The 21,052-nt window shown below is 58.4% G+C and carries 22 protein-coding genes; 10 read left to right on the top strand and 12 right to left on the bottom strand.

Annotated features, from left to right (window positions below; all coding sequences use genetic code 11):
* Positions 1-4: 4 nt before the first annotated feature.
* The 5 genes from murU (at position 5) to SLIT_RS00265 (ending at position 4,607) form a co-directional block, all read left to right on the top strand.
* Complete coding sequence (murU, locus tag SLIT_RS00245) at positions 5-718, top strand: N-acetylmuramate alpha-1-phosphate uridylyltransferase MurU (RefSeq protein ID WP_041420706.1); 714 nt, start codon at positions 5-7, stop codon at positions 716-718.
* Complete coding sequence (gene pepP, locus SLIT_RS00250; RefSeq protein ID WP_013028189.1) at positions 711-2,015, top strand: Xaa-Pro aminopeptidase; 1,305 nt, start codon at positions 711-713, stop codon at positions 2,013-2,015. Before murU ends, pepP begins: the two co-directional genes overlap by 8 nt.
* Positions 2,008-3,168, top strand: coding sequence for an FAD-dependent monooxygenase (locus SLIT_RS00255; RefSeq protein ID WP_013028190.1), 1,161 nt, complete (start codon positions 2,008-2,010; stop codon positions 3,166-3,168). Before pepP ends, SLIT_RS00255 begins: the two co-directional genes overlap by 8 nt.
* Complete coding sequence (locus tag SLIT_RS00260) at positions 3,168-4,064, top strand: adenylate/guanylate cyclase domain-containing protein (RefSeq protein WP_013028191.1); 897 nt, start codon at positions 3,168-3,170, stop codon at positions 4,062-4,064. The genes SLIT_RS00255 and SLIT_RS00260 overlap by 1 nt, the downstream gene beginning before the upstream one ends.
* A 111-nt stretch (positions 4,065-4,175) precedes the next feature.
* Positions 4,176-4,607, top strand: coding sequence for a CZB domain-containing protein (locus SLIT_RS00265; protein WP_013028192.1), 432 nt, complete (start codon positions 4,176-4,178; stop codon positions 4,605-4,607).
* 36 nt (positions 4,608-4,643) lie between these two features.
* Here the strand turns inward: SLIT_RS00265 and mpl are convergent, their stop codons facing one another.
* The 9 genes from mpl to metH all read right to left on the bottom strand — a co-directional run bounded on the left by mpl (position 4,644) and on the right by metH (position 13,310).
* Positions 4,644-6,017 carry a UDP-N-acetylmuramate:L-alanyl-gamma-D-glutamyl-meso-diaminopimelate ligase gene (mpl, locus tag SLIT_RS00270; protein WP_013028193.1) on the bottom strand — a complete coding sequence of 458 codons (1,374 nt, stop codon included), beginning with the start codon at positions 6,015-6,017 and terminating at the stop codon, positions 4,644-4,646.
* 71 nt (positions 6,018-6,088) lie between these two features.
* Positions 6,089-6,442, bottom strand: a complete 354-nt coding sequence (locus tag SLIT_RS00275; RefSeq protein ID WP_013028194.1) for a DMT family protein — start codon at positions 6,440-6,442, stop codon at positions 6,089-6,091.
* Positions 6,443-6,445: 3 nt separating this feature from the next.
* On the bottom strand, positions 6,446-6,610 hold the full coding sequence (locus SLIT_RS16015; protein ID WP_013028195.1) for a hypothetical protein: 165 nt from the start codon (positions 6,608-6,610) through the stop codon (positions 6,446-6,448).
* The gene (locus SLIT_RS00280) at positions 6,607-7,092 is read right to left on the bottom strand and encodes a DUF6036 family nucleotidyltransferase (RefSeq protein WP_013028196.1); all 486 of its coding nucleotides are present in this window, start codon (positions 7,090-7,092) and stop codon (positions 6,607-6,609) included. The genes SLIT_RS16015 and SLIT_RS00280 overlap by 4 nt, the downstream gene beginning before the upstream one ends.
* A 38-nt stretch (positions 7,093-7,130) precedes the next feature.
* Positions 7,131-7,619: a hypothetical protein gene (locus tag SLIT_RS00285; RefSeq protein WP_150102906.1), complete on the bottom strand. Its 489-nt coding sequence runs from the start codon at positions 7,617-7,619 to the stop codon at positions 7,131-7,133.
* A 27-nt stretch (positions 7,620-7,646) separates the two neighbouring features.
* On the bottom strand, positions 7,647-8,102 hold the full coding sequence (locus SLIT_RS00290; RefSeq protein ID WP_013028198.1) for an FKBP-type peptidyl-prolyl cis-trans isomerase: 456 nt from the start codon (positions 8,100-8,102) through the stop codon (positions 7,647-7,649).
* A gap of 37 nt (positions 8,103-8,139) precedes the next feature.
* Complete coding sequence (locus tag SLIT_RS00295) at positions 8,140-8,826, bottom strand: FKBP-type peptidyl-prolyl cis-trans isomerase (RefSeq protein ID WP_013028199.1); 687 nt, start codon at positions 8,824-8,826, stop codon at positions 8,140-8,142.
* The gene (locus tag SLIT_RS00300) at positions 8,823-9,566 is read right to left on the bottom strand and encodes a hypothetical protein (protein WP_013028200.1); all 744 of its coding nucleotides are present in this window, start codon (positions 9,564-9,566) and stop codon (positions 8,823-8,825) included. The genes SLIT_RS00295 and SLIT_RS00300 overlap by 4 nt, the downstream gene beginning before the upstream one ends.
* A gap of 24 nt (positions 9,567-9,590) precedes the next feature.
* A complete protein-coding gene (gene metH, locus SLIT_RS00305; RefSeq protein ID WP_013028201.1) occupies positions 9,591-13,310 on the bottom strand; it encodes a methionine synthase in 3,720 nt (1,239 codons plus the stop codon).
* A 156-nt stretch (positions 13,311-13,466) separates the two neighbouring features.
* Here metH and SLIT_RS00310 point away from each other — a divergent pair, with 156 nt between their 5' ends.
* Positions 13,467-13,922, top strand: coding sequence for a bacteriohemerythrin (locus tag SLIT_RS00310; RefSeq protein ID WP_013028202.1), 456 nt, complete (start codon positions 13,467-13,469; stop codon positions 13,920-13,922).
* A 12-nt stretch (positions 13,923-13,934) separates the two neighbouring features.
* Here the strand turns inward: SLIT_RS00310 and SLIT_RS00315 are convergent, their stop codons facing one another.
* Positions 13,935-15,425, bottom strand: coding sequence for a YifB family Mg chelatase-like AAA ATPase (locus tag SLIT_RS00315; protein WP_013028203.1), 1,491 nt, complete (start codon positions 15,423-15,425; stop codon positions 13,935-13,937).
* A 6-nt stretch (positions 15,426-15,431) separates the two neighbouring features.
* Positions 15,432-15,644 (bottom strand): accessory factor UbiK family protein, encoded by a 213-nt coding sequence (locus tag SLIT_RS00320; protein WP_013028204.1) that lies wholly within the window; start codon positions 15,642-15,644, stop codon positions 15,432-15,434.
* Between the two features lie 231 nt (positions 15,645-15,875).
* Between SLIT_RS00320 and SLIT_RS00325 the strand changes: the two genes are divergently transcribed.
* From SLIT_RS00325 to SLIT_RS00340, 4 genes are all read left to right on the top strand, one after another.
* Complete coding sequence (locus tag SLIT_RS00325) at positions 15,876-16,661, top strand: TorF family putative porin (protein ID WP_013028205.1); 786 nt, start codon at positions 15,876-15,878, stop codon at positions 16,659-16,661.
* Between the two features lie 51 nt (positions 16,662-16,712).
* Positions 16,713-17,051, top strand: coding sequence for a P-II family nitrogen regulator (gene glnK, locus SLIT_RS00330; RefSeq protein WP_013028206.1), 339 nt, complete (start codon positions 16,713-16,715; stop codon positions 17,049-17,051).
* A gap of 11 nt (positions 17,052-17,062) precedes the next feature.
* Positions 17,063-18,565, top strand: coding sequence for an ammonium transporter (locus tag SLIT_RS00335; RefSeq protein WP_013028207.1), 1,503 nt, complete (start codon positions 17,063-17,065; stop codon positions 18,563-18,565).
* Positions 18,566-18,659: 94 nt separating this feature from the next.
* The gene (locus tag SLIT_RS00340; RefSeq protein ID WP_150102907.1) at positions 18,660-18,923 is read left to right on the top strand and encodes a hypothetical protein; all 264 of its coding nucleotides are present in this window, start codon (positions 18,660-18,662) and stop codon (positions 18,921-18,923) included.
* Here the strand turns inward: SLIT_RS00340 and SLIT_RS00345 are convergent.
* Positions 18,920-21,028 (bottom strand): putative bifunctional diguanylate cyclase/phosphodiesterase, encoded by a 2,109-nt coding sequence (locus SLIT_RS00345; RefSeq protein WP_041420917.1) that lies wholly within the window; start codon positions 21,026-21,028, stop codon positions 18,920-18,922. The genes SLIT_RS00340 and SLIT_RS00345 overlap by 4 nt on opposite strands.
* Positions 21,029-21,052 lie beyond the last annotated feature (24 nt).

Below are 21,052 nucleotides of genomic sequence, written 5' to 3' on the forward strand. Positions count from 1 at the left end.
TTAGATGCGTGCGATGATCCTGGCTGCCGGGCGCGGCGAGCGCATGCGCCCGCTCACCGACCGTATCCCCAAGCCCCTGCTGCAGGCAGGCGGCAAGCCGCTCATCGTGTGGCATATCGAACGGCTGGTGCGCGCAGGCATCACCGATCTGGTCATCAACCACGCCCACCTCGGTGCGCAGATCGAACAGGCATTGGGCGACGGCAACCGGTTCGGCGCCACGATCCGGTATTCTGATGAAGGCACCGCGCTGGAAACCGCTGGCGGCATTGCATACGCTTTGCCGTTGTTGGGCGACGAGCCCTTCGCCGTGGTCAATGGCGATATCTATTGCGATTACGATTTCACGCATCTGCCAGCCCGTGTTGCAGCGCTCGTCAACAGCGGCGACATGGCGCATCTGGTGCTGGTGGATAACCCCGAACACAATCTCAAGGGCGATTTTCTGCTGCATGACGATCGCGTGATCAGCTCGGCACTCAGTCCGCAGCATTCGGCACTGACTTTCAGCGGCATCGGCCTGTACCAGCCTGCACTCTTTGCCCATATTGCGCGCGGCACCAAGGCACCGCTCGCTCCGCTGCTGCGCGAGCAGATCGCATTGGGCAAGGTCAGCGGTGAATACCATGACGGCATGTGGGTCGATGTCGGCACGCCGCAGCGGCTGGAAGAACTCGACAAGCTGCTACGCGCAACGCAGAATATCCGGCATGTTTGATTCCGCCATCTACGCCGAACGCCGAAAACGCCTGCAAACCCAGATGCAATGCGGCATCGCTATCATTCCGACCGCGCCGGAGGTAGCGCGCAACGCGGATGCGCATTACGACTACCGTCATGACAGCCATTTCTATTACCTGACCGGCTTCACCGAGCCGGAGGCAGTGCTGGTGCTCGTTGCGGGCGAACAGATGCAAACCATCCTGTTTTGCCGCGAAAAGAATGCCGAGCGCGAGGTCTGGGACGGATTCCGTTACGGCCCCGATGCCGCGAGCGAGAAGTTCGGCCTCGACGCCGCTTACCCCATCTCGCAACTGGATGAAAAGCTGGCCGAACTGATGGGCAACCAGCCGTTGCTGTTCTATCCGCTGGGTGCGGATGCAATCTGGGATGCGCGCATCATCAAGTTGCGCGAAGCGGTGAAAGCAAAGGCGCGTACCGGCATACGTGCGCCGGGCGAGATTCGCGACGTGCGCGAACCGATCAACGAGATGCGCTTGTTCAAGGATGCCCACGAGCAGGACGTCATGCGCCGCGCCGCAAGGATCTCCGGCGACGCGCACCGCCGCGCCATGCGTTTCACCCGTCCCGGCAGTTTCGAATACGAGGTGGAAGCCGAGCTGCTGCACGAGTTCTGCCGCCACGGCGCCCGCCATCCGGCCTATACCAGCATCGTCGCCGGTGGCGCCAATGCCTGCACACTGCACTATGTCGGCAACAACGCGAGGCTCAACGATGGCGACCTGCTGCTCATTGACGCAGGCTGCGAGCTGGAGGGCTACGCAGCAGACATCACGCGCACTTTCCCGGTGAACGGCAAGTTCAGCGCCGCGCAGAAAGACGTATACGAGGTCGTGCTCGCAGCGCAGGCTGCCGCCATAGCTGCGGCCAAACCGGATATGCCGTGGAATTCGCCGCATGAAGCTGCGCTGCGCATATTGTCGCAGGGGTTCATCGATCTCAAGCTCTGCCAAGGCAGTGTAGAATCGGTGCTGGAGAGCGAAAGCTACAAGCAGTTCTACATGCACCGCACCGGCCACTGGCTGGGCATGGATGTGCACGATGTCGGCGAGTACAAGATCGGCGAGCGATGGCGTCCGCTGCAGCCCGGCATGGTGCTGACGGTCGAGCCCGGCTGCTATATCCGTCCCAGCGAAAGCGTGCCGCGCGCCTTGTGGAACATCGGCATCCGCATCGAGGACGATGTGTTGATCACTGCCAGGGGCAACGAAGTGATCACGCAGGATACGCCGAAGACGATCAACGAGATCGAGGAGACCATGCGCCATGAATAAGACCAGATGCGACGTCGCCATCATCGGCGGCGGCCCCGTCGGTGCGGCCCTGGCGATCGCTCTGCAGGGCAACGACCTGAATGTGGTGTTGCTCGAAGCGCGCGAATCGGAGATCAACACCACCGACCCGCGCGCACTGGCATTGTCATACGGGACTCGGCTCCTGCTGCAGCGCCTCGGCGCGTGGGACAAGATACGGAACGTCAGCGGCATCAAGACCATCGAAGTCACGCAGAAACATTCCCAAGGTCATACCGTCATGCGAGCAGAAGAGATGGGTGTGCCGGAAATGGGCTACGTGCTGCCTTACACCACCCTGCATGCCGCGCTGCAGCAGGCCTTGCACCAGACCGACATCACCTGCCTGTATGGTGCGGCGGTCAGCTACTTGCGCAGCTCGAATGAAGAGGCCACCCTTATCTATCAGTACCGGGGCGAAACGCACACGCTGAATGCGCGCCTTGCAGTCGTCGCCGAAGGCGGAAAATTGCTGGAAGCCTCGCATCCGCCGCAAGTGCAGGATTATGGCCAAAGCGGCATCATCGCCCATGTCACCAGCTCGCAACCCGCCACCGGCAAGGCCTATGAACATTTCACCGTCCAGGGACCGATGGCGTTGCTGCCGTACCTGGATGGCTACGAACTGGTCCTGACCGCCTCGCATGAAATGGCGCAGGAGATGCTGGCATGGGACGACGCGACTTTCCTGCGGAACCTGCAGGGACACTTCGGCGACCGCGTCGGCACCTTCACCGGCATCGGCAAGCGCAGCTGCTACCCGTTGCGTCTGCGGCGTGCGCCCGACATCACGTTCCCGCATACCGTGCTCATCGGCAATGCCGCACAGACCCTGCATCCGGTGGCCGGACAGGGTTTCAACATGGGCATCCGCGATGCCTGGGAACTGGCCCAGGCGATCCTCGACAGCGCACCTGACAACATCGGTTCGGCAGCGATGTGTGCGGCATACCGCAAGTCGCGCCGCATCGACCGCAATGCCGGCATTCGCTTCACCGACGGACTGGTGCGCCTTTTCTCGAACGACCTGCCGTTGCTCGGTCATTTGCGCTCTGCCGCGCTCACATTGCTTGACTGCATCCCGCCGGCGAAGAAGTTCGTGGCGAAGCGCATGATGTTCGGTGCGAACGGCTGATGACCCCGATCCAGAAGAACGCTGCGATCCTGTTTGCCGACATCAGCGGCAGTACCGCGCTGTATGACAAATTGGGCAACAAACTTGCGCTGCAACTGGTCACGCGCACGCTCGAGATACTCACCATGGAAGTGACGGCCCGCCAGGGTACGCTGATCAAGACCATAGGCGATGCGATCCTGTGCACTTTCCCCAATGCGGCAGATGCCGTGAATGCGGCATGTGCCATGCATTCGACGATCGAAGGACAGAGTCCCGGCGGTGAACTGCCCATCCATGTCCGGATCGGGTTGCATTACGGCGACATCATCTACGAGGGCGGCGATACATATGGGGACGCCGTGAATATCGCAGCTCGTGTCACGGCCCTGACCCGTGCCCGGCAGATCATGACCACGCGCGCCGTGGTGGACCGGCTTCCCGAAAAGATGCAAAAGCATGCGCGCTCGGTGATGCGTACCGGATTTCGCGGCAAGGAAGAGACTTTCGATGTGTACCAGATCGTCTGGGATCCGGAAGATACGATGAACACCCGCGTCGGCATGTCGGCATACCGCAAACCGGCCGAACCCAGGCATGAACTGATGCTGCAATACCACCAGAAACTCATTACCCTGAACGAGGACACGAAACAGGCTGTGCTGGGTCGTGGCCAGGGTTGCGACCTGATGATCAGGAATATCCTCGCTTCACGCCAGCATGCCACCATCGAATACAACTTCGGCAAGTTCCTGCTCATGGACCACAGCGTGAACGGCACCTATATCCGCTTCGGCGACGATCAAATCATCCAGCTCAATCATCAGCAGATCTTTTTGCACGGTGCGGGAACGATCAGTCTGGGACAATCCTTCTCGGAATCCCCGACAGACGTGATCGAATATATCCTGCAGTGATATCCCAAGATGGCCGGGGTTGGTGCTGCGCCCTTCCTCCGCTAGAATGCGTCCCCCGTCTTTACGGCGACGGGTATAAAAATTAGTCGCAATTACACGCTGGAAAAATCAATGAGTTTTATTTCTGCTATACGCTCGGTTTTCGGCATGAGTGAGGAAGTCCGTGAGGAAGTTCGCCGCGAGATCAATTTTTTTGAGGCCGTCGAAGCGCATGTGGCGTGGAAGCAACGTCTGGTGAGCTACCTGCAAGGGGCATCGCAGGAAAAGTTGGAGCCGCATGTTATTTGCGCCGACAACCGCTGCACCTTGGGAAAATGGATACACGGGTCGGGCAAGGCGCGCTTCAGCGAGATACCGCTGTTCCGGCAATTGACCGACGAGCACGCAAAATTCCACTACCACGCCGCGCAAGTCGTTGAAGCGCACCAAGCCGCAAACCCCGCACTGGCGGAAAAACTGCTTAGCGAGGATTTCGCCAGACAGTCCAAGAAAACCGTCGACTGCCTGACCAGGTTGCATGCGCAAGTATCAGGCAAAGAATAAGGCAGTATCCGTTTGGCCGAACAGCCCATGCGGAATTTACTGCAGCCGCTTCAGCAGCTTCTCGTGTATCCCGCCAAAGCCGCCGTTGCTCATCACCAGGATCTGGTCGCCTGACTTTGCTGCGGCCACGATAGATTCGATCAGGTCGTTCAGTTCGTCCTTCACTACCGCCTTGTCGCCCAGCGGCGCCAGCGCGCCGCGCGCATCCCAGCCCAGATTCCCGGCATAGCAGAAGGTCAGATCGGCATCTTTCAGGCTGCCGGGCAATGCGTCCTTCATGACCCCCAGCTTCATGGTGTTGGAACGCGGTTCCAGCACGGCGAGGATGCGCGCCCTGCCTACTTTTCTGCGTAAGCCGGCAACTGTCGTGTCGATGGCCGTCGGGTGGTGGGCGAAGTCGTCGTATACGGTGATGCCGTTGACCGTGCCGCGCACTTCCATGCGGCGCTTCACGTTCTTGAATTCCGATAATGCCGCCAAACCTTGTGCGACGGGCACGCCGGCGTGGCGGGCGGCAGCCAGCGCGGCCAGCGCGTTCAAGCGGTTGTGCTCGCCCAGCAAATCCCACTGCAGCTTGCCCTGTATCTTGCCGTTGAGCGATACCTGCTCGTTGGCGTCTATGTTCCATCCGTCATCCGAGCCGAACTTCTCCACCGGCGTCCAGCAGCCGCGCTGGATCACGCGCGCTAAAGAATCCTCGCGTCCGTTGCACACTACCAGCCCGTTGCCCGGCACCGTGCGCACCAGATGGTGGAACTGCGTTTCGATGGCCACCAGGTCGGGGAAGATGTCGGCATGGTCGAATTCGAGGTTGTTGAGGATCGCAGTGCGCGGATGGTAGTGCACGAACTTCGAGCGTTTGTCGAAGAAGGCGGTGTCGTATTCATCCGCCTCGATGACGAAGAATCCACCATGACCCCCTCGCCCACTGGGAGAGGGTTGGGGTGAGGGCAAGCGTGCCGAGATGCCGAAGTTCTGCGGCACGCCGCCGATCAGGAAGCCGGGGTTCAGCCCTGCATACTCCAGTATCCACGCCAGCATGGAAGTGGTGGTGGTCTTGCCGTGCGTGCCCGCCACACCCAGCACCCATTTGTCGCGCAACAGCGTATCCGCCAGCCATTGCGGGCCGGAGGCATAGGGCAGGTTGCGGTTGAGGATCTCCTCCATCAACGGGTTGCCGCGCGACACCACGTTGCCGATGACGAACACGTCCGGCTTGAGGTCGAGCTGTTCCGTGCCCCAGCCCTCGATCAGTTCGATGCCCTGCGCTTCCAGTTGCGTGCTCATCGGCGGGTAGACATTGGCATCGCAGCCGGTGACGCGGTAGCCCGATTGCTTGGCGATGGCGGCGATGCCGCCCATGAAGGTGCCGCAGATTCCCAAGATGTGGATGTGTTCTGGTTTGCTCATCGTCAATTCCAATAAGCCCTCTCCCCTTACCCTCTCCCGCGCGCGGGAGAGGGTAAGGGGAGAGGGAAGGTTCAAGTCCTGAAAATAAAATACACCGCGCCCATCAGGCACAGCCCTGCATACAGGTAATCCACCTTCAACGGCTGGTTCATGTAGATCACTGCGAACGGCACAAAGATCGTCAGCGTGATCACTTCCTGCAATATCTTCAACTGGCCGAGGCTGAGCTGGGTGTAGCCGATGCGGTTCGCTGGAACCTGGATCAGGTACTCGAACAGCGCGATGCCCCAGCTCACCAACGCCGCCACATACCATGGCGACGAGGCGAAATTCTTCAGGTGGCCGTACCAAGCGAAGGTCATGAACAGATTGGATACCGCGAGCATCAGCGCGGTGACCAGCAGCGGGTTGGAGATCAGGTTCATATCCTAGTGCGAGGAAGATTTCTTCTTGCTTACCTTTGCCAAACGCAAGAAATTCGCCAACTCTTCCACCCAACGCAGCCGTTGTTCCGGCGTGAGTGCCTTGAACGCGCGCAGCCGTTCGTCGCTCACATGGTAAGTGCGGTCGCCAGGGTTGAATGGCTGCTTCATGCGGACTTGATCCTTTGCAGATGCTCAACATCGGAAATATCTATCGGGCGTCCGACAGCACTTTTCAGCGCGATCAGGTCGTCGATTGAAGCAACCTTGATCACCGTCCCGGCAACATCGAACTCTACTGCACGCACCGTCATGCCTGCGAAATCGACTGGGGGAAACAACAGTACATCGATGGTCACTCCTGCCAGTTCCGGCGTGCGCAACGCGAAAGCTTCAAGGTGACGTTGCGCCTGCCAATCGCGCAGCAATTCGATATTGCTCAACGATTCCAGCGGAACTGGAAGCACCGGGGTGAGCTTCAATTCTTTTGCTGTCTCGATCAACGCCGCCAGATTGGCTGGATTCATCGCCACCGTGATGTCCACATCCATGGTGGCACGCTCCACGCCGTGCAGAGAAACCGCCAACCCGCCTATCAGCAGGTAATTCACTTTATGGCGATCCAGCGCAGCGAAGAGTTCGAGGTAAAACATAGCGGCGAATGGTAAAGGGATTTGGCCTATTGCACCAGCTACATGGCGTGCCCGACCTTTTGCACGCTTATCCCCCAGGAGATGCCGATGGCGTGAACTGTCTTTTCGATCTCCCCGGCCAGGGTCTGCCCGTTACCGGGATCGCTCGGGTGCAACGGCTGATCGACAGGCCTGGTTTCAAAGTGCAGTACGCCATCGCGCATGCCGATCTCCAGCAGGTAAGAAGGCTGCTTGCGTGTGGCGACATGCTTGTCGCGAACTTCGAAACATAACGACAAGTCATCGTGGCCGGCCTCATGCGGCGAAACCTGTTTGGCGATGGCTTCGATGAACGGCTGGGCAAGATTAAGGCCCGGCGCCAGCACCATGCGATATTGGCCCTTGCGCTCGATCACCAGCATCTTCTCGGATGGCAACAGCTTGCCTTTGCCGAAGATGATCAGGATGGCGATCAGCAAGATCCAGATCATCGCCTCGGTGGAGGCGAAGACGACCGGCAAGATGAATTCCATTATCCTGTGCATCATGCTGCTCCGGGCGCGGTCGACGGATCCTTAGTGGACGCCCAGCAACTCGACATCGAACACCAGCGCTGCATTCGGCGGGATCACACCGCCCGCGCCGCGTGCGCCGTAGCCGAGCTGCGGCGGGATGATCAGTGTGCGTTGCCCGCCCACCTTCATGCCCTCCACGCCCTGGTCCCAGCCTTTGATGACCTGACCTGCGCCGAGTGAAAATTCAAAAGGTTCGTTGCGGTCGCGTGAGCTGTCGAACTTCTTGCCTTTATGGTCAGGTGCAGCCTCGTCGTATAGCCAGCCGGTGTACTGCACAGTCACATTGTGGCCGGCAGTGGCCGGAGCACCATTGCCGGTCTTGACGTCGATGACGGTCATTTTCACGTTGCTCTGCTCCGTGGCTGGTGACGGTTGCGATGCCTGCTCGGAGCAGGCCGAGATGCCGAAAGCGGCCGACAACAACAGGGCGTACGATAATCTGGAAATCGGGTTCATATATGCCTCAAAGAAAATGGATCTGGCGGGAGCAGTTCTACTGCACGCCCAGCAGTTCAACCTCGAATACCAGCGTCGCATTCGGCGGGATCACGCCGCCCGCACCCTGCCTGCCGTAGCCCATTTCCGGCGGGATCACCAGCGTGCGCTGACCGCCCACCTTCATGCCCTGCACGCCTTCGTCCCAGCCCGTGATGACGTGGCCCATGCCGAGCGGGAAGTCGAACGGCTCGTCGCGGTCGCGCGAGCTGTCGAACTTGGTGCCCTTGTTCTCCGGCGCATTCTTGTCGAACAGCCAGCCAGTGTAATGCACCGTCACATGCTGCCCGGCCTGCGCCTCTGCGCCTTCGCCGACCCTGGTGTCCACCATGTCGGTCTTGATCACCTTGAGCAGCTTTACGTCAAACACCAGCGTCGCATTCGGCGGAATCACGCCGCCCGCGCCGCGCGGGCCGTAGCCCATCTCCGGCGGGATCACCAGCGTGCGCTCGCCGCCCTCCTTCATGCCCTGCACGCCCTGGTCCCAGCCCTTGATGACGCGTCCGCCGCCGAGAGGGAAGTCGAACGGCTCGTTGCGGTCGAGCGAGCTGTCGAACTTCTTGCCCTTGTTGTCGGGCGCGTTCGCGTCGAAGAGCCAGCCGGTGTAATGCACGATGACGGTCTGTCCGGCTTGCGCTTCAGAGCCTTCGCCCAGTTTGGTGTCGGTTTTGATGAGGGTGGTCACTTTGTTTTCCTTTTAACGGGTCGAGTTTGTTTCTTGGCGGGTTTTGAAACACTTGCTTTTTTCTTGTTAGAGGCTTTTCCAAATTTTTCCATTTTGGAATTTAAAAGGTCATTGGGAAATACACGAACCAGCAGTGCCTCAAGATCATCAATCATTCCATCTGCAACTTCATAGGCGCTAAAGTATGCCGCCAAATCATGCAATTTCAGATTCTTGTCGTGAGGTTGCTTGTTCTTTTCGACAGCGGGATTGAAAGTCGTGTCATTCACAGGGTGTCGCACAAGAGTAATAACTTGGGCGCTACGAGTTCGATTAAATGCGTTATGCAACTCTTTCCAGAGGTTTTGTTTTTTTGTTTGTCCTGCATATAACGCCTTGCCTCGTGTGTCATAGAAAATGTAAAGGCCTTTTGAATTTTCAAGGACCTTTTTTAAGCCATTTTCGTGTTGCCTCGCTTCTTTTCCTGTTTCAAAGATCTCCATCTTGCCTGCATTCCCAACCTCCACTGTGCTAATGGGAAAAAACTCAACAATGGGCTTAATAGCCAAATGGTGAGCCTCTTTTTTTGAAGCCGCTTTTGCCTTAACTATTGCGTTAGTAATTTGCAGCGGAGAAAGCGTTTTCTGACTCCTCCACGCCACAAGGGCAGGTTGGGTCATACCCAAATATGCAGCCAGTTTTTGGTCTGTTGAAATACCAACCTTGTTTTTTATTGCATCAAGTAATTCGGATGCCTTCATGAGTACTCCGTTTTTATCCAGAACCTAGTAGCTCAGTACCGGCGCCAGCCACTTCTCCGCCTCTTCCACCGTCCAGCTCTTGCGCTTGGCATAATCCGCAACCTGATCCTTGTCCACCTTGCCGGTGGCAAAATACTGCGCCTGCGGGTGCGAGAAATAGAAGCCGCTCACGGCTGCGGTGGGCAGCATCGCAAAGCTCTCGGTGATGGTGATGCCGGCGTTCTGCGGCGCCTGCAGCAATTCGAACAAGGGGCCTTTCTCGGTGTGCTCGGGGCACGCGGGATAGCCGGGTGCGGGGCGGATGCCGCGGTATTTCTCGGCGATGATGTCTTCGTTGCCCAGTTGTTCGTCCGCGGCATAGCCCCAGAATTCGCGGCGCACGCGCAGGTGCAGGTGCTCTGCAAACGCCTCTGCAAGGCGATCTGCGAGGGATTTCAGCATGATCGCATTATAGTCGTCGTTCTGCTTCTCGAACTCGGCCACGCGCGCATCGATGCCGATGCCGGTGGTGACGGCGAAGGCGCCGATATAATCCTTGACCTTGCTCTCTTTCGGCGCGATGTAATCGGCCAGACAGTAATTCGGGATGTCGTCCGGCTTCTTCGTCTGCTGGCGCAGGTTGTGCCAGGTCATCGCGATCTTGTTGCGCTTGTCGTCGGTGTAGATTTCGATGTCGTCGCTGTTCACGGTGTTGGCTGGGAACAGGCCGAACACGGCATTCGCGGTGAGCCATTTTTCCTTGACGATCTTCTTCAGCATTGCCTGAGCGTCGGCGAACAGTTTGCGCGCTTCGCTACCCACCACTTCGTCCTGCAGGATCTTGGGGTAGCGCCCTGCCAGTTCCCAAGCCTGGAAGAACGGAGTCCAATCGATGAAGTCGACGAGGATGTCGAGCGGGTAATTTTCGAGCTTCTGCACGCCAAGCAATTTGGGCTTGGGCGGCGTGTACTTCTTCCAGTCGGTCTTCACGCCATGCGCGCGTGCCTCGGCCAGCGTGACATAACTGGCCTTGCCCTTCTTGCCTTCGTGCTGCTCGCGCGCCGCAGCATAGTCGGCCTTGATCTCCGCCACATAGTCGTCGCGTAGCGTACTGCTCAGCAGGTTGCTGCACACGCCGACGGCGCGCGAGGCGTCGTTGACGTACACCGTGGTGCCGCTCGGGTAGTTGGGTTCGATCTTCACCGCGGTATGCACGCGCGAGGTGGTCGCACCGCCGATCAGCAGCGGAATCCTGAAGCCCTGGCGTTCCATCTCCTTCGCCACATGCGCCATCTCTTCCAGCGAGGGCGTGATCAAGCCGGAGAGGCCGATCACGTCGGCGTTGTGTTCGCGCGCAGTGTCGAGGATCTGCTGGCACGGCACCATCACGCCCATGTTCACCACCTCGAAGTTGTTGCACTGCAGCACCACGGTGACGATGTTCTTGCCAATGTCGTGCACGTCGCCCTTCACCGTCGCCATCACGATTTTGCCCTTGGTGCTGGTGTCGCCCGAGCGCAGCTTCTCTGCCTCAATGAATGGGATCAGGTGCGCCACGGCCTGCTTCATCACGCGCGCCGATTTCACCACTTGCGGCAGGAACATCTTGCCCGCGCCGAACAGGTCGCCGACCACGTTCATGCCGGTCATCAGCGGGCCTTCGATGACCTCGACCGGGAACCTGGCCTGCAGGCGCGCTTCTTCGGTGTCTTCGACGATAAAGGTGGTGATGCCGCGCACCAGCGCATGGGTCAGGCGTTCCTGCACCGTGCCTTTGCGCCATTCCAGGTCTTCTACCTGTTCCTTGCTGCCGCCCTTGACGGAATCAGCCAGCTTGACCAGCTTCTCGCCCGCGTCGGGATGGCGGTTGAGTACCACGTTTTCCACCGCATCGCGCAGTTCTCTCGGGATCTCCTCGTACACACCGAGCTGACCGGCGTTGACGATGCCCATGTTCATGCCGGCCTTGATGGCGTGGTACAGGAACACGGTGTGGATGGCCTCGCGCACGGGGTCGTTGCCGCGGAAGCTGAACGACACGTTGGATACGCCGCCTGAGATCTTGGCGAACGGCAGGTTCTTTCTGATCCAGGCAGTCGCCTCGATGAAGTCCACCGCGTAGTTGTTGTGTTCCTCTATGCCCGTCGCCACCGCGAAGATGTTCGGGTCGAAGATGATGTCCTCGGGCGGGAAGCCGACTTTGTCCACCAGGATATCGTAGCTGCGTTTGCAGATCTCGGTCTTGCGTTTATAGGTGTCGGCCTGGCCCTGCTCGTCGAAGGCCATCACCACCGCAGCCGCGCCGTAGCGGCGCACCAGCGTGGCGTGCCTGATGAAGTTCTCCTCGCCCTCTTTCAGCGAGATGGAGTTGACGATGGACTTGCCCTGCACGCACTTCAGCCCCGCTTCGATGATGCTCCATTTGGAGGAGTCGATCATCAGCGGCACTTTGGAGATGTCCGGCTCGGAAGCGATCAGGTTGAGGAATTTCACCATGGTGGCTTCACCGTCCAGCATGGCTTCGTCCATGTTGATGTCGATCACCTGCGCGCCGGTTTCCACCTGCTGCTTGGCGACTTCCAGTGCTTCGTCGTAGTTACCCTCGAGGATCAGGCGTTTGAACTTGGCCGAGCCGGTGACGTTGGCGCGCTCGCCGACGTTGACGAACAGCGAGTCGTCGCCGATGTTGAATGGCTCCAGCCCGGACAGGCGGCATTTGTGTTCGATGTCCGGCAGTTTGCGCGGCGGCACATCCCGCAGCGCCTCGGCGATGGCCTTGATGTGCGCGGGCGAGGTGCCGCAGCAGCCGCCCGCGATATTGAGAAAACCGCTGGTGGCGAATTCCTTTACCAGCCTGGCGGTCGTCTCCGGCACTTCGTCGTAGCCGGTCTCGGACAACGGATTGGGCAGGCCGGCATTGGGATGGGCGCTCACATAGCAGCCGGCCACACGCGCCAGTTCTTCCACATAGGGGCGCATCAGTTCGGCGCCCAGCGCACAGTTGAGGCCGATGGAAAGGGGCCTGGCATGCGCGAGCGAGTTGTAGAACGCTTCGGTGGTCTGGCCCGACAGCGTGCGCCCCGAAGCATCGGTGATCGTGCCGGAGATCAAGATGGGAACCCGCACGCCGTGCTGTTCGAAATGGCGTTCGATGGCGAACAGCGCTGCCTTGGCGTTCAGCGTGTCGAAGATGGTCTCGACCATCAGCATGTCCGCGCCGCCGTCGAGCAAGCCGCGCACGGCCTCGGCGTAGCTTTCCACCAGCTGGTCGAACGTGATGTTGCGCGCACCGGGATCGTTCACGTCCGGCGAGATGGAGGCGGTTTTCCCGGTTGGCCCCAGCACGCCGGCGACGAAGCGCGGTTTGTCCGCAGTGGAGAATTCGTCGCACAGTCCGCGCGCCAGCTTTGCACCGGCGACGTTCAGTTCGTACGCCAGCCGTTCAAGCTCGTAGTCCTCCATCGACACCGAGGTGGAATTGAAGGTGCAGGTCTCGAGGATGTCCGCCCCGGCTTCCAGATACTCACGATGGATACCGCCGATGATGTGCGGCTGGGTAAGCAGCAACAGGTCGTTGCAGCCCTTCAGGTCCACCGGGTGGTCGGCGAAGGTCCTGCGTTCGCCCTGGTAGTTGCCGAACAGCTCGGTGCCGCGATAGTGCGCCTCGGTCAGCTTGTAGCGCTGGATCATGGTGCCCATAGCCCCGTCCAGGATCAGGATGCGTCGTTGCAGGAGCTGTTCAATGGGGTGTGTTGCTTGGCTCATGGTGCGTAAGTCGATAAAAGGTCGCGGATTTTAGCATGTCGGCAATCCCCGCTTGATGCAGCCCGAATTAATCAATACTATTCGTGCGGTTATTGTATGTCCCGGAAATCAGCCGCATGAAGCAATGTACGACATGCAATCAGGTCAGGAGGATCAATGGCTAAGTTCATATGGACGTCGCAGCTCAATGTCGGTATCGAAGTGATCGATCAGCAACACCGCAGGATCGTGGAATACATCAATCAGTTGGACGATGCCCGCTCCAACGGTCATTCGAGGGAAGAGATCGGCTACTTGATCAACGATCTGGTGGATTACACGATCTCGCATTTCGGCTTCGAGGAAAGTTTGCAGGAAGAGGCGAACTATCCTTTTGCCAAGTCGCATAAGAAGGTACACGACCTGTTCACTCAGCGCGTGTCCGATTTTCAGGCCAGATACGACAAAGGCGAAGATGTTTCCAAAGGACTGAATAGCCTGCTGGTCACCTGGTTGTTCAATCACATCAAGCGCGACGATGCCGATTATGTCGAGGCGGTGAAGGCATACCTGCAGCACCAGAAGGATTTTGTAGAAAACAAAAAAGGGTTGTTCGCACGCCTGTTCGGTTGACGAGCAGAATGCTTAAAAACTCATGCGCCTGAATTGCACCGCCTCGGCGATGTGCCCGATCTGGATGCTTTCGCTGCCTGCCAGGTCGGCGATCGTACGTGCCACCTTGAGCACCCGATGATAGGCGCGTGCTGAAAGGTTCAAACGGGCGATGGACTGGCGCAGCAACGCCTCGCCTTGTGCATCTGGTGCACACCACGTCTCGATCTCGGTGACGGAGAGTTGCGCGTTGGGCTTCCCTTGCCGTGCAAGTTGCCGCTGGCGTGCCGTTTCCGCCCTTGCCTGTATCGCCATACTGTTTTCGCCATCGGCCTGTCTGAGTAGATCTTCCTGCGGCACGGCAGGCACTTCGATCTGGATATCGATGCGGTCCAGCAGCGGCCCGGATATCTTGCCGCGATAGCGCGACACCTGATCCGGCGTGCAACGGCACTTGCCGTTGTAGTGGCCAAGATAACCGCACGGGCACGGGTTCATGGCTGCGACGAGCTGGAACTGTGCCTTGAAATCGGCACGGCGTGCTGCGCGCGAGATGGTGATGCGTCCGCTTTCCAATGGTTCGCGCAATACTTCCAGCACGCCGCGGTCGAACTCCGGCAACTCGTCCAGGAACAGCACGCCGTGCATGGCGACGGAGATCTCGCCCGGGCGCGGATTGCTGCCGCCCCCGACTAATGCTACAGCGGAGGCCGTATGGTGCGGCGCGCGGTAAGGCCGCCGCTTCCAGTTCTCCACTTCGAACATGCCGCCCAGCGATTGCATGGCCGCGCTCTCCAGTGCTTCCTGTTGCGTCATCTGCGGCAGGATGCCGGGGAAACGCGCTGCCAGCATGCTCTTGCCCGTGCCGGGCGGGCCGGACATCAACACGCTATGTCCGCCTGCGGCGGCGATCTCCAGCGCGCGTTTGCACTGCGCTTGGCCTTTCACCTCGCGCATGTCCGGATAATGCGGAAGGACGGCTTGCGTATCGGGGATATATCGTTCCAGCGCCTCGCGCCCGGCCAGATGCGCGGCGACTTGCAGCAGCGATTGCGCGGGATAGACTGCGGCATCTTCCACCAGCGCGGCTTCCGCTGCGTTCACGGCAGGCAGGATGAAAGCGCGGCCCGAGTCCGAGGCGCGGTAGGTCATCGCCAGCGCACCGCGTATCGCGCGCAACTCGCCGGTCAGCGCCAGTTCGCCGGCATATTCGTACTCGGCCAGCTTGTCGGAAGGTATCTGCCCCGATGCAGCGAGTATGCCCAGCGCGATGGGCAGGTCGAAACGTCCGCTCTCTTTCGGCAGGTCGGCCGGGGCGAGATTGACGGTGATGCGGCGGCTGGGGAATTCGAACTGGCAGTTTTGCAAAGCGGCGCGCACGCGGTCTTTGCTCTCTTTCACCTCGGCTTCGGGCAGGCCGACGATGGTGAAGTTGGGCAGGCCGTTGGCGAGATGAACCTCGACGGTGACCAGCGCGGCATCCATGCCCGCAAGGCCGCGACTGTAGAGTACAGCCAGCCCCATGGCGGGTTATTTTGTCGTTTCCAGGGCGGCGATGCGTGCTTCCAGTTTCTCCAGGCGCTGTGCCAGTACGTCGTATTCTTCGCGCGTGACCAGATCGAGCCTGGAGAAGCCTTGCGCCAGCAAGGCGCGGGCATTCTTTTCGAAATCCCTGGCCGGGCTGTTGGCAACGGCCTCGTTCAATTTGGACGACATCTCTTCAAAGAATTTGGTGTTCAGCATGATGAATGACCCTGTGATGGATAGGGCGCTAGTGTAGCAAATTACGGGTGCACCGCCCGGGTGCGCCGCACCGTTTTTGTGCATGAACTTGGTGCGCCTGAGCTTCCTGAATAATTGCCATCATGGCGCAAACCGAGTATCGGCGCGGTTTTCGGTAATTGGCACAGTTTCTGCTGTAACAAATGCGTGGATACTGTCATCCCACTTAATCACTTAACGAAAGGAAACACCATGCTTAAGAAAAAACTGCTTGTCGCTGCTCTGGCCTCTTCTTTCGCGTTGCCGGTATTGGCAGCGGATGCTCCGTACACTGTCGCCAGCAACATCGGCATCGTAACTGACTATATCTTCCGCGGCATCACGCAAAACGTGGCCAAGCCTGCAGTGCAAGGCGGGATCGATCTTACGCTGAGCAATGGATTCTATGCAGGTGTATGGGGTTCCAACGTGGGCTGGATCACCGGTAGCGGTGCTACAGGCAATGCCAGCCTGGAAATGGATACCTACGGCGGATACAGAGGCGCGTTCGCAACTGACTATTCCTACGATGTGGGCCTGATCCGTTACAACTACCTGGGCGACTACACACCACCTGCAGGTTATGCAAAAGCCGATACCGCTGAGGCATATGGTTCCATCGGCTACAAATGGATCTCGGCCAAGTATTCCTACGCTTTGGGCGATTTCCTGACCGTTCCCAATGCAAAAGGCACCAGCTACATCGAAGTGAACGCGAACTACGCGGTTGGCGACAGCGGCTTCACCTTGCTGGCTCATTATGGCAAGCAAAAGTACAAAGGTTCTTCTGCTGACGCACTGGTCGCTGCTGGATTTGATCCTTCCTACTCCGATTACAAAGTGGGCGTGACCAAGGATTTCAGCGGATATGTATTGGGTGTGGCTTACACCAACACCAACGCCAAGTCCGGCGGCTACTACACCTACACCAGCGGAAATGGCGTGACGAAGGACTGGGGCAAGAGCGCTGTTGCAGTGTCATTGACTCACTCGTTCTAAATAAACAATGAGAGGCGGAATCTCGCCTCTCAATCCCAAGGAGAAGTGAATATGAAAATCGTCACTGCAATCATCAAGCCGTTCAAGCTCGACGAAGTGCGTGAAGCACTGTCCGCCATCGGCGTGCAGGGCATCACCGTCACCGAGGTCAAGGGCTTCGGGCGGCAAAAGGGCCATACCGAGCTGTATCGCGGTGCGGAATATGTCGTGGACTTTTTGCCCAAGATCAAGCTGGAAGCAGCGATCAAGGCCGATCAGCTGGACAGCGTGATCGAGGCCATCGAGAAGTCTGCACAGACCGGCAAGATCGGCGACGGCAAGATCTTCGTGCAGGACCTGGAACAAGTGATCCGCATCCGTACCGGCGAGACCGGTCCGGAAGCACTATAAGGAGCGATGAGATGAAAAAACTATTTGCGCTTTTCGCCTTGCTGGCCATGCTGTGCGGCCTGACAGGCGCGGCCTATGCTGACGAGGCTGCTCCGGCATCCGCGGCCGCTACAACAGCAGCTCCAGCAGCTGCCCCTGCTGCCGATGCCCCTGCCGCTGCGCCGAAATGCGGCGACAAAGGCTTCGATTGCAACAAAGGCGACGTCGCGTGGATGATGACTTCCACCGCATTCGTGCTGCTGATGACAGTTCCCGGCTTGGCATTGTTCTACGCCGGTATGGTGCGCAGGAAGAACTCGCTGTCGACAGTCATGCAAAGCTTCGCGATCTTCTGCGTCGTTGCGGTGCTCTGGGTGATTTACGGTTACAGCGGCGCATTTACTGCCGGACACGAGGGCAGTGCGCTGGCACCGTTCATCGGCTCGCTCGACAAGCTGTTCATGTCTGGTGACGATCCGACGACTGCCGTTGCAGCCACATTCAGCAAGGGACAGTACATACCTGACTTTGTATTTTGCATGTTCCAGCTGACCTTTGCTGCCATCACTGTTGCACTGATCACTGGCGGATTCGCAGAACGCTTCAAGTTCTCGTCGATGATCATCTTCTGCATCCTGTGGTTCACCTTCTCCTACCTGCCGATTGCTCACATGGTGTGGTACTGGGATGGTCCCGATGCGTATACTGACGCCAAGGCGGCCGAAGTCGCCACCAGCCATGCCGGCTTCCTGTTCCAGAAAGGTGCGATCGACTTCGCTGGCGGCACTGTGGTACACATCAATGCCGGTATCGCAGCGCTGGTTGCGGCTCTGATGCTTGGCCCACGCAAAGGCTACGGTAAGGTTCCAATGGCACCTCACAGCCTGATGATGACCGCAATCGGTACTGGCATGCTGTGGATGGGATGGTTCGGTTTCAACGCAGGTTCTGCGCTGGAAGCTAGCGGCTCGGCTGGTTTGGCGTTCTTCAATACCTTGTTCGGAACTGCTGTCGCGGGTGTCACCTGGACACTGGTCGAGTGGATCGTCAAAGGCAAGCCAAGCCTGCTGGGTATCTGTTCCGGTATCGTTGCTGGCCTGGTAGCCATCACTCCTGCAGCAGGTTTCGTAGGCGTGGGCGGTGCGATGATCATCTGTGCAGCCGCAGCTGTGATCTGCTTCTTCGCTGTAACGGTACTCAAGGCAAAACTGAAGTATGACGATGCACTTGATGCATTCGGCGTGCACTGCGTCGGCGGTATCATCGGTGCCCTCGGTACCGGCATCTTCGTGAATCCTGCTCTCGGCGGTACTGGCGTTTGGGACTATGTAGCCAACAAGGTCGGTGATTTCGACGCTACGGCACAGTTCGTTTCGCAAATGTGGGCTGTCGGTACTTCGCTGGTCTGGTCCGCTTTCGTTGCCTTCGTGATCCTGCTGATCCTGAAGCATACGATCGGTATCCGTGCAAGTGACGAAGCTCAGGAAGAGGGTCTGGATCTGGCCGATCATGGCGAGAATGCATACAACCTCTAAGCAACACTCAAGTTAAGCATATAAAAAGGGCATCTTCGGATGCCCTTTTCAATGGAACGATCAATACAAACAGGGAACCATCATGCCGGGCGAAATGGAAATAATGTTTTCTTTGGCGGGACGCATGCACGTGTTGTTGCGGCGAGAGATCAATCGCATCATCGATGTCGAGTGGATGTGCATCGATGCAGGATATGCAAAGGAGGTGATAAAACTGGCACGCAGTGCCGAAGCCGATGAATTGCACAAACTGGCTGACCGGATCGAGGCGGTGCATCCGCTATTGCCGCGCATCGAGTTTCCCGAGGAGCACGTGCCTGTGATGGTCGAATCGAAATATCTGAAAACCCTGCGCTAATTCTTCAGACAGGAATCGCTGAGCAGTTTTCCAAAAGTATCCATATGCAGGGGCTTGCTGAAATGGTAGCCCTGCATCTCATCGCAGCCGATGCCGAGCAGGAACGCCTTTTGGTAGGCTGTTTCCACTCCTTCGGCGATGACTTTCATGTTCAGGCTATGCCCTAGCGCAACGATCGCTTTGAGGATGGCGATATTGCTGGGTTCCGCTTCCAGGTTGCTGACGAACACCTGGTCAATCTTGAGACGATCGACAGGGAAGTCCTTGAGGTAGGCCATACTGGAATAGCCGGTACCGAAGTCATCGATCGCAAGACCTACTCCCAGGTTCTTCAACTCTTGCAGAGTCTTGATGAAGCTGCCCGTGTCATGCACCAGGCTGCTTTCGGTGATCTCAAGTTCCAGACAGGCCGGGTTCAGTCCGCTGTTCAGCAAGGCGGAACGGACCATGCTCACCAGATCCGATTGACGGAACTGGCGCGGCGATACGTTGACTGCGATCGGCAGTTCACGGCCATAAAGACGGTTCAACTTGACGGCCTGGCGGCAGGCTTCGTGCAGCACCCATAGCCCGATGTCTTCGATCAGCCCGGTCTCTTCCGCGATCGGGATGAAGCTCGCAGGAGAGATCATGCTTTCCCCCGCAGGTTGCCAGCGGATAAGAGCTTCCGCACCGCAGATAGCTCCACTGACAAGGGCGAGCTTGGGCTGATAATGCAGCAGGAACTCCTCGTTCTCCAGTGCCAGTCGCAGGCGATATTCCAGGTCCAGTCGTTCCATCAGGCGCTGATTCAGTTCGTCCGTATAGAACTGGAAATTGTTTCGACCGGATTGTTTCGATTTGTACATGGCTGAATCGGCGTACTTGAGCAGGGTCGTGGTATCCCGTGCATCGTCGGGATAGATGCTGATGCCGATGCTGCAGGAGACGACGAAATCCCTGTCCTCGATCGTGCATGGACCGGCTACGGACGAGAGTACCCGCTGCATGGATTCGGAAATATCTTCGATCTTGTGCAAGCCGGTCAGCAACAGCACAAACTCGTCGCCGCCCAGACGCACGACGGTATCGGATTCGCGTACGCAAGAAGCAAGGCGTGCTGCCATGATCTTCAACAACTCGTCACCGGCGTGGTGTCCCATGCTGTCGTTGATCAGCTTGAATTGATCCAGATCGACGAAAGCGACTGCCAGCTTGCTGGTGTAACGGTCTGCGATGCCGATGTATTGCTGCAGGCGGTCCGCCAGCAATGTCCGGTTGGGCAATCCGGTCAAGGCATCATGCGTGGCCTGGTATTCGATCTGCTGCTCGTAGTTCTTGCGCTCGGTGATATCTTCAACCGTGCCTTCGTAAAAAAGCAGTTTGCCATCGCGGTCTTTGACTTCGTGTGCGTTCTCCGAGATCCAGATGATCTCGCCGCCTTTGCGGTATACCTGAGCCTCGAAATTGCTTACCTGGCCATGCACGTTCATCAGCGTGATGAACTCCTGCCGCTTGTCCGGGTCGACATACAGCTGCTGCTGTATATCTGAGATGCTACACACCAGGTCAACTGCCGACTCATAGCCGTATATCCTGGCCAGTGCCGGATTGAAGTTGAGATAGTGTCCGTCCGGGGTAGTCTGGTAAATCCCTTCCAGGGCATTCTCGAATATCGAGCGGTAACGCTCCTCGGCATCGCGGGCGGCGACTTCGCTCAGCTTGCGCTGGGTGACGTCCTGCATGAAGCCTTCGATCGCCTCGACTTCGCCATTGTCGTCATACAGGGGACAGCCGCGTTCGGATACCCATCTGGTGCGGCCGTCTGCATGGATGATGCGGTACTCGACTGCAAAACGTTTGCCATTGGAGATCGCATCTCCGATCGCCTTGTTCACCGGTTCGCGGTCTTCCGGAATGGTGATCGCCTCCAGGCAGATCTCCGAGGACACGAATGCCTGGGCGTCGTATCCGGTCAATTGTTTGCAACCATCCCCAACGAACACCATCGTCCAGTCGGCATCGTAGAGACAGCAATACACCATGCCATCCAGATTGTTCAGCAGCGCCTTGAGCATACGCTCGCTGTTTTCGAGCTTGGCCTGCAGGCTGGGATTGATATACATGCGACTGGCGGCGATCTGCAAAAG

The sequence above is a fragment of the Sideroxydans lithotrophicus ES-1 genome, from assembly GCF_000025705.1.
GTDB classification, from domain to species: domain Bacteria; phylum Pseudomonadota; class Gammaproteobacteria; order Burkholderiales; family Gallionellaceae; genus Sideroxyarcus; species Sideroxyarcus lithotrophicus.